Annotated in this window: 9 protein-coding genes; 7 read left to right on the top strand and 2 right to left on the bottom strand. The window is 72.0% G+C overall.

The features are described from left to right. Window positions 1-18: 18 nt before the first annotated feature. Together FM076_RS06540 and FM076_RS06545 are read left to right on the top strand one after the other, a co-directional pair. Window positions 19-1,029, top strand: coding sequence for an ABC transporter substrate-binding protein (locus FM076_RS06540; RefSeq protein ID WP_243274341.1), 1,011 nt, complete (start codon window positions 19-21; stop codon window positions 1,027-1,029). A 117-nt stretch (window positions 1,030-1,146) separates the two neighbouring features. Beyond that, entirely contained in the window at window positions 1,147-2,037 is an 891-nt protein-coding gene (locus tag FM076_RS06545) for a siderophore-interacting protein (RefSeq protein WP_173868967.1), read from the top strand. A 32-nt stretch (window positions 2,038-2,069) separates the two neighbouring features. Here the strand turns inward: FM076_RS06545 and FM076_RS06550 are convergent, their stop codons facing one another. After that, the gene (locus tag FM076_RS06550; protein WP_173868968.1) at window positions 2,070-3,119 is read right to left on the bottom strand and encodes an HAD hydrolase-like protein; all 1,050 of its coding nucleotides are present in this window, start codon (window positions 3,117-3,119) and stop codon (window positions 2,070-2,072) included. A 176-nt stretch (window positions 3,120-3,295) separates the two neighbouring features. Here FM076_RS06550 and FM076_RS06555 point away from each other — a divergent pair, with 176 nt between their 5' ends. The 5 genes from FM076_RS06555 (at window position 3,296) to FM076_RS06575 (ending at window position 10,098) form a co-directional block, all read left to right on the top strand. Further along, window positions 3,296-4,603: a DUF1015 family protein gene (locus FM076_RS06555; RefSeq protein WP_173868969.1), complete on the top strand. Its 1,308-nt coding sequence runs from the start codon at window positions 3,296-3,298 to the stop codon at window positions 4,601-4,603. A gap of 216 nt (window positions 4,604-4,819) precedes the next feature. Beyond that, on the top strand, window positions 4,820-6,322 hold the full coding sequence (locus FM076_RS06560) for a pyridoxal phosphate-dependent decarboxylase family protein (protein WP_173868970.1): 1,503 nt from the start codon (window positions 4,820-4,822) through the stop codon (window positions 6,320-6,322). A gap of 28 nt (window positions 6,323-6,350) precedes the next feature. Continuing rightward, a complete protein-coding gene (locus FM076_RS06565) occupies window positions 6,351-7,691 on the top strand; it encodes a SidA/IucD/PvdA family monooxygenase (protein WP_173868971.1) in 1,341 nt (446 codons plus the stop codon). Further along, window positions 7,688-8,278: a GNAT family N-acetyltransferase gene (locus tag FM076_RS06570; protein ID WP_173868972.1), complete on the top strand. Its 591-nt coding sequence runs from the start codon at window positions 7,688-7,690 to the stop codon at window positions 8,276-8,278. Before FM076_RS06565 ends, FM076_RS06570 begins: the two co-directional genes overlap by 4 nt. Beyond that, window positions 8,275-10,098 carry an IucA/IucC family protein gene (locus tag FM076_RS06575; protein ID WP_173868973.1) on the top strand — a complete coding sequence of 608 codons (1,824 nt, stop codon included), beginning with the start codon at window positions 8,275-8,277 and terminating at the stop codon, window positions 10,096-10,098. The genes FM076_RS06570 and FM076_RS06575 overlap by 4 nt, the downstream gene beginning before the upstream one ends. Before the next feature lie 124 nt (window positions 10,099-10,222). Here the strand turns inward: FM076_RS06575 and FM076_RS33060 are convergent, their stop codons facing one another. Further along, a complete protein-coding gene (locus FM076_RS33060; RefSeq protein WP_202034912.1) occupies window positions 10,223-10,993 on the bottom strand; it encodes a tetratricopeptide repeat protein in 771 nt (256 codons plus the stop codon). Window positions 10,994-12,070: the final 1,077 nt, after the last annotated feature.

Genomic DNA, 12,070 nt, shown 5'->3' on the forward strand with positions numbered 1-12,070 from the left:
ATGCCCAGCTCATCCCGTATGCCCCACCTTTCGCGCCGCGGCCTGCTGGCCGCGGGCGGCGTCGCCGGTCTCGGGGCGCTGCTCGCCGCCTGCGGCGGTGAGGGATCGGGTTCCGGTTCGGGCGGCGGCTCCAAGGGTGACGGCTGGGCCTTCACCGACGGCCGCGGCAAGAAGGTCACCCTGGATGCCGTTCCCCAGCGGATCGTCGCCTACACCGGCACCGCCGCTGCGCTGTGGGACTTCGGCATCCGCGACCAGATCGTCGGCGTCTTCGGCCCGACGAAGCAGAAGAACGGCAAGCCCGACGTCCTCGCCGGGGACATGGACATCTCCAAGCCGGCCCTCATCGGCAACGCCTTCGGCGAGTTCGACCTGGAGAAGTACGCCAAGACCCGCCCCCAGCTGCTGATCAGCAACATGTACGTCAAGGGCGAGTTCTTCTACGTCCCCGCCGAGAGCAAGGACAAGATCTTCAAGCTGGCGCCGCAGGTGGCCATGAAGGCGGCGCACGTGCCGATGGACGAGGTCGTCCGGCAGTACGCCAAGCTGGCCGAGTCGCTGGGCGCGGACGTGAAGGCCAAGTCCGTCACCGAGGCCAAGGCCCGGTTCGAGAAGGCGGCCGAGCGGCTGCGCAAGGCCGCCAAGAGCGGCATCCGCGTCATGGCCGCCTCCGGCGCGCCGGACCTGCTCTACGTCTCCGACCCCGGCGCCAACTCCGACCTGCAGTACTTCAAGCAGCTCGGCGTCGACTTCGTCGTCCCCGACAAGGTCGGCAAGCAGGGCTTCTTCGAGGAGCTGAGCTGGGAGAACGCCGACAAGTACAAGGCGGACGTGATCATTCTGGACAACCGGACCCAGTCCCTCCAGCCCAAGGCTCTCAAGTCGAAGCCCTCCTGGAACGACCTGCCGGCCGTCAAGGCGGGCCAGGTCGCCCCGTGGGCGGCCGAGCCGCGCTTCTCGTACGCGGGCGTCGCGCCCCTGCTGGAGAACCTCGCGGAAGCGATCGAGAAGGCCAAGAAGGTCCGCTGACCCTGTGCTCCGGGGCCCGGTTCGCCGCGGGCCCCGGAGCACCCCGGGCCCCCTCGGGACCCCTCGGAACGCCCCCTCACCAGTCCCCCGCCCTCACCCCGTCCGGGAGGAGCACCGATGAGCAGCACGGCCCCCGCGGCGCAGACCGCGCCCCCCACCGTCCCGTTCGCGTTCTTCGACCTGCACGTCGTGCGGACCCGCCGCCTGGGACCGACCATGCTGCGGGTCACCCTCGGCGGTGAACGTCTGGAGTGCTTCGCCTCCGGCGGGCGGGACCAGCGCTTCAAACTCTTCCTGCCCCACCCGGGACAGACCGCGCCGGTGGTGCCCAAGGAGGCCGGTGAGAACTGGTTCCCGGCCTGGCGCGCCATGGACGAGAAGGTCCGCGGCATCATGCGCAGCTACACGGTGCGGGCCCTGCGCCGGGGCAGCGAGTACGGCGCCGACGACGAGCTGGACATCGACTTCGCCCTGCACGGCGAGAGCGGCCCGGCCTCCCGCTGGGCGCTGCGGGCCGCACCCGGCGACCGGGTCACCCTGCTCGGTCCCGTCGTCGAGGACAACGCGGGAATCGACTTCCGGCCGCCCGCCGGCACCGACTGGGTGCTGCTGAGCGGTGACGAGACGGCGCTGCCCGCCATCGGCGCCATCCTGGAGTGGCTGCCGGCCGGCATGCCCGTGCGGGTGTTCGCCGAGGTGCCGCACCTCCAGGACATCCAGGACCTGCCGACCGTCTCCGACGCGCGGATCACCTGGCTGGTGCGCGAGGACGCCCCCGCCACCGCCTCCCGGGCCACACGGATGGTCGAGTCCGTGCGCGCCGCGCGGCTTTTGGAGGGCACGCCGTACGCCTGGATCGCGGGCGAGTCCGGCACCGTCAAGTCCCTGCGGCGGCACCTGGTGCGGGAGCGCGGCTTCGACCGCCGCGCCATCAAGTTCACCGGCTACTGGCGGCTGGGCGCCACGGAGGAGCAGCTGGTGGCGGAGGCGCTGGCGGCCGCTGGCTGACGCGGGCCCTCGCTCCGCGGGCTTCCGGGCCGTCAGAGGCCGAGCCGCTCCAGCCCCTTGCCCGGATCCAGCGCGCAGCCGCCGTCCCCCGCCGCCGTCCACGCGGCGGCACACAGCGCCCGCAGCCCGTCCAACGGCTCGCCGTCGCCGCTCAGTTCGAGCGCGTCCGCTCCGGCGTACGCCTTCCAGCCGCCGCAGCCGAAGCGCCCGTCCGCGCCGCCCGCCACCTCCGGCTGGGGCTCCAGCAGCCCTCGCAGATCGCGGGCCACATAGGTGGGACGGTGGTCGGGGCGGGCCGACAGGAGCTGGGCGGCGTCGGTGACTCCGGTCAGCACCAGGAGGGAGTCCACGCGCCCCGCGTGCGCCCCTTCGATGTCGGTGTCCAGCCGGTCGCCGACGACCAGGGGCCGCCGGGCGCCGGTGCGCAGGATGGTCTCGCGGTGCATCGGCGGCAGCGGCTTGCCGGCGATCCGCGGTTCGGGCGGGTTGCGCATCCAGCGCGTGGCGATGCGGACGACCTCGACGGCGGAGCCGTTGCCCGGCGCGATGCCGCGCCCGCTGGGAATGGTCAGGTCGGCGTTGGAGGCGAACCACGGGACGCCGCGCTGGACCGCCAGCGCCGCCTCGATCAGCCGCCCCCACGGCATCTGGGGTCCGCCGTACCCCTGCACCACGGCGGCGGGCCCGTCGTCGGCCGACTCCACGACGCTCAGCCCGCGCTCCTCCAGGGCGACGCGCAGCCCCTCGGCGCCGACGGCCAGCACGGGCGCGCCCGCGGGAACGTGCTCGGCGACGAGGCGGGCGACCGCCTGGGCGGAGGTGATGACATCGTCCGCCGTCGCGGGCACGCCCAGTTCCGTCAGATGCGCGGCGACGGTCTGCGGGGTGCGGGCCGCGTTGTTCGTCACGTACGCCAGGCGCAGTCCGCTCTGCCGCGCGGTGGCCAGCGCGTCGACGGCGTGCGGCAGGGCCTCTCCCCCGGCGTAGACCACTCCGTCCAGATCGAGCAGTGCCGTGTCGTAGGAGGCGTGCAGGGCGCCCGCGCTGGGGCGGGGAGCTGCCGCCGGGGAACTGTGGTGCATCAAGGCCCGCTTTCTCGTGGTCGTGCTCGGTCGTCGCGCGCCGGGGCGCACGCCGGGCCCCGCCACCGGGGCTCGCACAGCGCCCGCGCAGTCCCCGATCCTCTCGTACGCCCCGCCACCCTGCGCCCCCCGTGCCCCACTCCACGGGGTGCGGGCCACCGGCATACCATGCACAGATGACCGCCCGAGGCCTGCGACTCGCACCGTTCCGCGGACTGCGCTACGCACCCGAGAAGGTCGGCAGCCTGGCTGCCGTGACCTCTCCGCCCTACGACGTGGTGGTCACGCCCGACGGGCTGCGGCACCTGGAGACGGCCGACCCGTACAACATCGTGCGGCTCATCCTCCCGCAGGCCGAGGACCCGCACACCCGGCACCACCAAGCGGCCCGGACGCTGCGCCGCTGGCTGGCCGACGGGGTGCTGGCACCCGATCCCGAACCGGCGCTGTACGTCTACGAGCAGCGCAAGGGCGAACTCCTCCAGCGCGGCCTCATCGGCGCCCTGCGGCTGACCCCGCCCGCTGACGGCGTCGTGCTGCCGCACGAGGACGTGATAGACGAGGTCGTCGCCGACCGCGCCGCGCTGATGCGCGAGATGGCCGCCAACCCCGAGCCGCTGCTGCTGGCCTACCACGGCGACGGCACGCGGACGGGGGCCACGGCCGTCGTCGAGCGGGCCGTCCGGCGCACGCCGCTGATGGCGACGACCACCGAGGACGGCTTCGCGCACCGCCTGTGGGCGGTCACGGACCCGGCCGAGCTGGCCGAGGTGGACGCCGGGCTGTCCGGTCACCGCGCGCTGATCGCCGACGGGCACCACCGCTGGGCGACGTATCTGCGGCTGCGCGCCGAGCACACCGGCGACGGCGCTGGGCAGCCCTCCTCCTGGGACTACGGCCTGGTGCTGCTCGTCGACACCACCCGCCACCCCCTCCAGGTGCGGGCCATCCACCGCGTGCTGCCCCGGCTGCCGCTGGAGAAGGCGCTCGGCCTGCTGGAGAGCGCCGGCGCGGCGTACGGGGAGCGGGGCGCCTTCCGCGTCCGCCGGCTGGAGGCCCCGCTGGAGGAGGCGCTGGCCCGGCTGGAGGCGACGCCGGGCAACGCCTTCCTGCTGACCGCCGGCGACGGCGTCTTCCGCCTGCTGGACCGGCCCTCCCCCGCGCTGCTGGACCGCACGGTGCCCACGGACCGGCCGGCCGCGTGGCGGGAGCTGGACGCGACGGTGCTGCACGCCACCCTCCTGGACGCCGTCTGGCAGGTGCCCGACCGCCCCGCGGACATCGGTTACCTCCATCACACCGAGGCCGCCGTCGCGCAGGCGGCGGCGACCGGCGGTACGGCGGTGCTGATGCGGCCCGTCCCGGAGGAAACGGTGCGGACGCTGGCCGAGCAGGGCGTCACGATGCCCCGCAAGTCCACCTCGTTCGGTCCGAAACCGGCCACCGGCCTGGTGCTGCGCACGCTTCCCGACACACCGCGCTGACCTGCGCCGCCGCACGGTCCGCGGCCCGCCCACCGCCGCAACGGCCCGCCTGGGGCCGGGCGTTCCGCTCCAAACCCCGCAAACCCCTCCTGTCCCTGCCGCGCACGGCTGTCCGGGGAGTCCCCCTTGCAGCCCGGCCGAAAGGCACGGTTAGGCTAGCCTTACCTGACCGCGCGAGCCGCGCGGTGTGCCACGTCCGTGTCAGGAGGACACTTCATGAGCAGCAGGTCCCACCTGCTCAACGACAGGACAGCGGAGCACTACAGGCGCTCCCTCGCCGACGGGGTCGAGCGCGTCGCCGCGAAACTCGCGAGAACCGAGCGGCCGTTCACCGGCGTCACCCCCGCCGAGCTGGCCCCCGCCGTCGCCGCCGTCGACCTGGAGCAGCCCTTGGGATCGGCCCGCGAGGCGCTGGACGAGCTGGAGCGCGTGTACCTGCGCGACGCCGTCTACTTCCACCACCCGCGCTACCTCGCGCACCTCAACTGCCCGGTGGTCATCCCCGCGGTCGTCGGCGAAGCGGTCATAGCCGCCGTCAACTCCTCGCTGGACACCTGGGACCAGAGCGCGGGCGGCACCCTCATCGAGCGCCGCCTCATCGCGTGGACGGCACAGCGGATCGGCTTCGGCCGCTCGGCGGACGGCATCTTCACCAGCGGCGGCTCCCAGTCCAACCTCCAGGCGCTGCTGCTGGCCCGCGAGGAGGCGTGCCGCCTGGTGCGCAAGAACTCCGAGAAGCGGCTGAGCACCCCCGAGATCCTGCCGCGGCTGCGCATCCTCACCTCCGAGGCCAGCCACTTCAGCATCGAGAAGGCCGCCGTCCTGCTCGGCCTGGGCCCCGAGGCCGTCGTCTCCGTGCCCTGCGACGCGAAGCGCCGGATGCGCATCGACGCGCTGGCCGAGGAGCTGGCCCGCTGCGAGCGCGAGGGCCGCACCGTGATGGCCGTCGTGGCCACCGCGGGCACCACGGACTTCGGCAGCATCGACCCGCTGCCGGCCGTCGCCGGCCTGTGCGAGCGGTACGGCACCTGGATGCACGTGGACGCGGCCTACGGCTGCGGGCTGCTGACCTCACGCCGCCGCCGCGACCTGCTCCTCGGTGTCGAACGCGCCGACTCGGTGACCGTGGACTACCACAAGTCCTTCTTCCAGCCCGTCTCCTCCAGCGCGATCCTGGTCCGCGACAAGGACACCCTGCGCCATGTGACCTACCACGCCGACTACCTCAACCCGTCCCGCAGTGTGGAGCAGGGCCTGCCCAATCAGGTCGACAAATCGATCCAGACCACGCGCCGCTTCGACGCGCTGAAACTGTGGATGACGCTCCGCGTCATGGGCGCCGACGCCCTCGGCGAACTCTTCGACGAGGTGGTCGACCGGGCCGCCGACGCCTGGAAGATGCTGGACGAGGACACCCGCTTCGACGTCGTCGTCCAACCCGAACTGTCCACGCTCGTCTTCCGCTACGTCCCCGCCGGTGAGACCGACGAGTCGCTGACCGACCGGGCCAACCTGCACGCCCGCGACGCGCTGTTCGCCTCCGGCGAGGCGCTCGTCGCCGGCACCGTGGTCGACGGCCGCCACCACCTGAAGTTCACCCTCCTCAACCCCGAGACCTCGCTGGCCGACATCGCCACCGTCCTCGACCTGATCGCCGAGCACGCCGGGCAGTACCTCGACGCCCACACCCCCGCCCTCAGCGCCGCCCAGGCCCGCTGACCGACCCCCACACACGGAGAACCCCGACGTGACCCACGACTCGACCGTCCACGACTTCGTCGCCATCGGCCTGGGCCCCTTCAATCTCGGCCTCGCCTGCCTGACGGAGCCGATACCGGACCTGAACGGCGTCTTCCTCGACGACAAGCCGGAGTTCGCCTGGCACCCCGGCATGATGCTGGACGACAGCACCCTGCAGACCCCGTTCATGTCGGACCTGGTCACCCTCGCGGACCCGACCTCGCCGTTCTCCTTCCTCAACTACCTCAAGGAGTCCGGCAGGCTCTACTCGTTCTACATACGCGAGAGCTTCTACCCGCTGCGCGCCGAGTTCAGCGACTACTGCCGGTGGGCCGCCGAACGCCTCGGTAAGGACACCGTCCGCTTCGGCCACCGCGTCACCACCGTCGAGTACGACGAGGACGAGGGCCTCTACACCGTCCGCGCCGAGCACCTGCCCACCGGCACCGCCCGCGTCTTCCGCGCCCCGAAACTCGTGCTGGGCACCGGCACCCCGCCCTACATCCCTGAACCCTGCCAGGGCCTGGGCGGCGACCTGATCCACAACTCCCGCTACCTGGAGACCAAGGAAGCCCTCCAGCGCAAGAAGAGCATCACCCTGGTGGGCAGCGGGCAGAGCGCAGCGGAGATCTACTACGACCTCCTCCAGGACATCGACCACCACGACTACGCGCTGACCTGGCTCACCCGCTCCCCCCGCTTCTTCCCCCTCGAATACACCAAGCTCACGCTGGAGATGACCTCGCCGGAGTACGTGGACTACTTCCACTCCCTCCCGCCCGACACCCGCGACAGCCTGGTCGCCTCGCAGAAGAACCTCTACAAGGGGATCAACTCCGACCTGATCGACGCCATCTTCGACCTGCTCTACCGGAAGAACCGCCTCCGCCCCTGCCCCACCCGGCTGATGACCAACACGGCCCTCACCGACGCCTCCTACGACGAGGAGAGCGGCACCTACACCCTCGGGCTGCGCCAGGAGGAGCAGAAGCGCGACTTCACCCTCACCACCGAGGGCCTCGTCCTGGCCACCGGCTACCGCTACCGGCGCCCCGCCTTCCTCGACCCGGTCGCCGACCGCATCGAATGGGACCCGCGCGGCCGGTTCGCCGTACGCCGCAACTACAGCATCGACACCGCGGGCGCGCAGATCTACGTCCAGAACGCGGAGCTGCACACCCACGGCTTCGTCGCCCCCGACCTGGGCATGGCCGCCTACCGCAACTCCTGCATCATCCGCGAGCTGCTCGGCCGCGAGGTCTACCGCATCGAACGGTCCATCGCCTTCCAGGAGTTCTCCGCCCCGCTCACCGAGGTGGCGCCCGCCGGAACGGAGGCGGCACTGTGAGCACCGGCAACCTCCCCGGCACGGCCGTATACAGCCGCACCGACGAGGAACTGGGCACCTTCGCCCTCCGCCCCGTCGACCCGCTCACCGACGCCGAACTGCTGCACACCTGGGTGACCCACCCCAAGTCCGTGTTCTACCTGCTCCAGGACGCCACACTCCCGGACGTAGAACGCGAGTTCATGGACATCGCGGCCTCCCCCCACCACGACGCCTTCCTCGGCCTCCACAACGGCGAACCCGCCTTCCTGATGGAACGCTACGACCCCGCCCGTGTGGAGCTGGCCGGACTGTACGCGCACCAGCCGGGCGACGTCGGCATGCACTTCCTGTGCGCCCCCACCGACAAGCCCGTGCACGGCTTCACCCGCGCCGTCATCACCACCGTCATGGCGATGCTCTTCTCCGACCCGGACACCCGTCGCGTCGTCGTCGAACCCGACATCCGCAACACCGCCGTCCACGCCCTCAACGAGGCGGTCGGCTTCCGCGCCGAGACGACCCTCACCAAACCGGAGAAGGAAGCGCTGCTCAGCTTCTGCACCCGCGAGCAGTTCCTGACCGCCACAGGAGTGACCCCCGCATGACCCTCCCCACCTCCGTCCCCGCCACGCCCCAGCCGGCCGCCGCTCCGCAGGAGGCCGTCAGCCACCTCACCCCCGAGCGCTGGGACCGCGCCACCCGGCTGCTGATCCGCAAGGCACTGGCCGAGTTCACCCACGAGCGCCTGCTGGCCCCGGCCCCGCTCGACGCGGAGAACCGGTACGCCGTCCGCTCCGACGACGGCACCACCGAGTACCGCTTCACCGCCCGCCGCTTCGCCCTCGACCACTGGCAGGTCGACGCCGACAGCGTCACCCGCCACCGCGACGGCGCCGAACTCCCCCTGGACGCTCTGGCCTTCATCACGGAACTGCGCACCTCGCTCGGGCTCGGCGACGAGATCCTCCCCGTCTACCTGGAGGAGATCAGCTCCACCCTCGCCAGCACCGCCTACAAACTGGCGGCGCCGCCGGTCAGCGCGGACCAGCTGGCGAAGGCCGGCTTCCAGGCCATCGAGTCCGGCATGACCGAGGGCCACCCCTGCTTCATCGCCAACAACGGCCGCCTCGGCTTCGACATCGCCGAGTACCGCGCCTACGCCCCCGAGACCGGCCGGCCCGTCCGCCTCATCTGGGTGGCGGCCCACCGCGACCGCGCCACCTTCACCGCCGGAGCGGGCCTCAGCTACGACAAGCTCGTCCTCTCCGAGCTGTCCGCCGCCACCCTGCGCCGCTTCTCCGCGACGATGACCGAACAGGGCCTGGACCTGGACGACTACTACCTCGTCCCCGTCCACCCCTGGCAGTGGTGGAACAAGCTGTCGGTCACCTTCGCCGCCGAGGTCGCCCAGCGCCACCTGGTCTGCCTGGGCCACGGCGACGACGAGCACCTGCCGCAGCAGTCCATCCGCACCTTCTTCAACGCCTCGAACCCCGCCAAGCACTATGTGAAGACCGCGCTCTCGGTCCTCAACATGGGCTTCCTCCGCGGCCTGTCCGCCGCCTACATGGAGGCGACCCCGGCCATCAACGACTGGCTGGCCGAACTCGTCGCGGGCGACGACATCCTCCGCGGCACCGGCCTCGGCCTGCTGCGCGAACGCGCCGCCGTCGGCTACCACCCCGCCCCCTACGAGGCCGCCGCCCCCAAGGGCTCCCCGTATCTGAAGATGCTGGCCGCGCTCTGGCGCGAAAGCCCCCTCCCCCTCCTCGGCGAGGGCGAGAGGCCCGCCACCATGGCCTCCCTCCTGCACGTCGACCGGGACGGCGACTCCCTGGCCGCCGCCCTCATCCGGAACTCCGGCCTGGAGCCCGCGGAATGGCTGCGCTCCTACCTCGACGCCTACCTCACCCCGCTGCTGCACTGCTTCTACGCCTACGACCTGGTGTTCATGCCGCACGGTGAGAACGTCATCCTGGTGCTGGACGAGAAGGGCGTCCCCCGCCGGGCCCTCTTCAAGGACCTGGCCGAGGAGATCGCCGTCATGAGCGCGGACGCCGACCTCCCGCCGGAGGTGGAACGCATCCGCGCCGACGTCCCCGAGGACATGAAGATCCTCTCCCTCTTCACGGACGTCTTCGACTGCTTCTTCCGCTTCCTGGCCCCCACCCTGGACGCGGCCGGCGTCCTCGACGAGACCACCTTCTGGGCGACCGTGGCCGACGTGGCGAAGGCGTACCAGAAGGCGACCCCGCACCTGGCCGCACGCCACGCGCGGTACGACCTGTTCGCCGACGAGTTCGCCCTCTCCTGTCTCAACCGCCTCCAGCTGCGCAACAACCAGCAGATGGTCGACCTCCAGGACCCGGCCGGCGCCCTCCAGCTCACAGGCACCCTCAAGAACCCCCTGGCCGCCCACAGGTAAGTGGCCAGAAGGCCATCACGGCCACAACACGAAGGGCGGACCCCCGCGCACGGGGGTCCGCCCTTCAGATGTCCGGCAACGGCGCCGACAGGCCCCGAGGCTCGATCCTCGGATGCCCGGCCTCCTACTCGGCCGCCCTGCCCCCGGACTCCTCGGACTCCCCGGACTCCTCGGTCTCGTCCGCCTCCTGGACGTTCTCGATGTCCTCGGCTCCCTCGTCAAGGGCGTCGATGAACTCCACACCGTCCAGCTCGGCCAGTCGGTCCGAGGCATCCGTCAACCCGCTCTGGTCCGCCTCCAACGCCTTGGCGAACCACTCGCGGGCCTCTTCCTCACGCCCGACCTCCAACAGCGCGTCCGCGTAGGCGTAACGCAGCCGTGCGGTCCACGGCTGCACCGAGGTGGACGCCAGCTCGGGGCTCTGCAATGTCACCACGGCCGCGTCCGCCTGCCCCATATCGCGACGCGCCCCCGCCGCGACGAGCCGCATCTCGACCTGCCCGGCCTTGTCCAGCTGCCGCACCTCGGGCTCGCCCGCCATCGCCAGCGCCTTCTCCGGCCGCCCCAGGCCCCGCTCGCAGTCGGCCATCACTGGCCACAGGTGCTGAAGACCCGTCATCCGCCGCGCGGCCCGGAACTCCGCCAGCGCCTCGGCGTACTTCTCGACGCCGTACGCCGCGAAACCCGCCGCCTCCCGCACCGACGGCACCCGCGACGCCAGCCGCAGCGCCACCTTGGCGTACGCGTAGGCCCGCTCCGGATCCTCGTCCAGCAGCCGCGCGACCATCACCAGGTTCCGCGCGACGTCCTCCGCCAGCGTCTTCGGCAGGCTCTTCAGCTCCTGCTTGACGTCCTGGTCCAGCTCCTCGCCGGTGACGTCCTCATCGATCGGCAACCGCTTCAGCGGCTCCCTCTCCGGCCGGTCCCGGCCCTGGTCACGATCCCGGTCGCCCCGCCCGTAGGGCCGGCCGCCCCGCTCGCCGCCCCGCCGGAACCCGCCCGCACGGTCGTCATCGCGCCGGAACCCGCCGCCCCTGCGGTCGTCCCGCCGGTCGGTACGCCCCCGGCCGCCGCCCTGGCCGTACGGCCGGCGCCCACGCTCGTCGTCCCGCCGCGGCCCACGACCACCCTGCGGCCGCCCACCGTCCCGCTCGTCCCGCCGGAACGCACCACGCTCACGCTCATCCGACCGGTAACCGCCGCGGTCCCGGTCATCACGCCTGAAGGAACCACGCTCACGGTCGTCCGACCGATAGCCACCCCGGTCCCGGTCATCCCGTCGGAACGAGCCGCGCTCGCGGTCATCACGACGGAAAGAACCGCGCTCGCGGTCATCACGACGGTACGAGCTGCTCCCCCGGTCGTCACGACCGTACGAATTGCTCCCGCGGTCGTCACGACGGTAGGCACCTCGGTCGGAGCCACGCTCCCGGTCGTCGCGCGGGGGTCGCCTGTCGTCACGGCCCGGCCGACCACGGTCGTACCGGTCCCGGTCGCCGTCCCGCCGGAAGCCCTGCCCCGCACGGTCGGGGCGGCCCGGCCGCTCGTCGCGAGAACGGTCATTCCGGGAACGATCCCCACGGGACCGGTCGCCCCGCTCATCACGCCTGTCTCCCCGCGCATCCCCACGGAAGTCCCGCCGTCCGTCCCGGCTCCCGGGCCGGAAACCACCACCGCGGCCACCCCGGCCGCTGTCCTCGCGCCGCGGACCGCGTGAACGGTCACCGTCACCGCGCCGCGGACCGGACTCCTGCCGCGGACGCCGCTCGGAGCGGTCCCGGTCACGGTCTCGGTCGTCGGGGGAACTGGGGGACATCGACATGACTCCTGTCTGCGGTACCTGCACACCGATTCTCGCGCAGGCGGTGGAACAACGCTCTTCGGAAGGAACGAGCTATTCAGAAAGCACAAGGAAAAACAAAAAAACCCTCGGCCTCCAGCGCATGCACGCTGGAGGCCGAGGGCCATAAAG

This window comes from Streptomyces albus subsp. chlorinus, from assembly GCF_013302895.1.
In the GTDB taxonomy this organism is placed as follows: Bacteria; Actinomycetota; Actinomycetes; order Streptomycetales; family Streptomycetaceae; genus Streptomyces; species Streptomyces chlorinus.

Bases quoted from the DNA above. Each gene is read 5' to 3' on its own strand.
- FM076_RS06560 (WP_173868970.1), top strand. From the start codon at position 4,820: ATGAGCAGCAGGTCCCACCTGCTCAACGACAGGACAGCGGAGCACTAC.
- FM076_RS06555 (WP_173868969.1), top strand. From the start codon at position 3,296: ATGACCGCCCGAGGCCTGCGACTCGCACCGTTCCGCGGACTGCGCTAC.
- FM076_RS06545 (WP_173868967.1), top strand. From the start codon at position 1,147: ATGAGCAGCACGGCCCCCGCGGCGCAGACCGCGCCCCCCACCGTCCCG.
- FM076_RS06550 (WP_173868968.1), bottom strand. From the start codon at position 3,119: ATGCACCACAGTTCCCCGGCGGCAGCTCCCCGCCCCAGCGCGGGCGCC.
- FM076_RS06540 (WP_243274341.1), top strand. From the start codon at position 19: ATGCCCCACCTTTCGCGCCGCGGCCTGCTGGCCGCGGGCGGCGTCGCC.
- FM076_RS06575 (WP_173868973.1), top strand. From the start codon at position 8,275: ATGACCCTCCCCACCTCCGTCCCCGCCACGCCCCAGCCGGCCGCCGCT.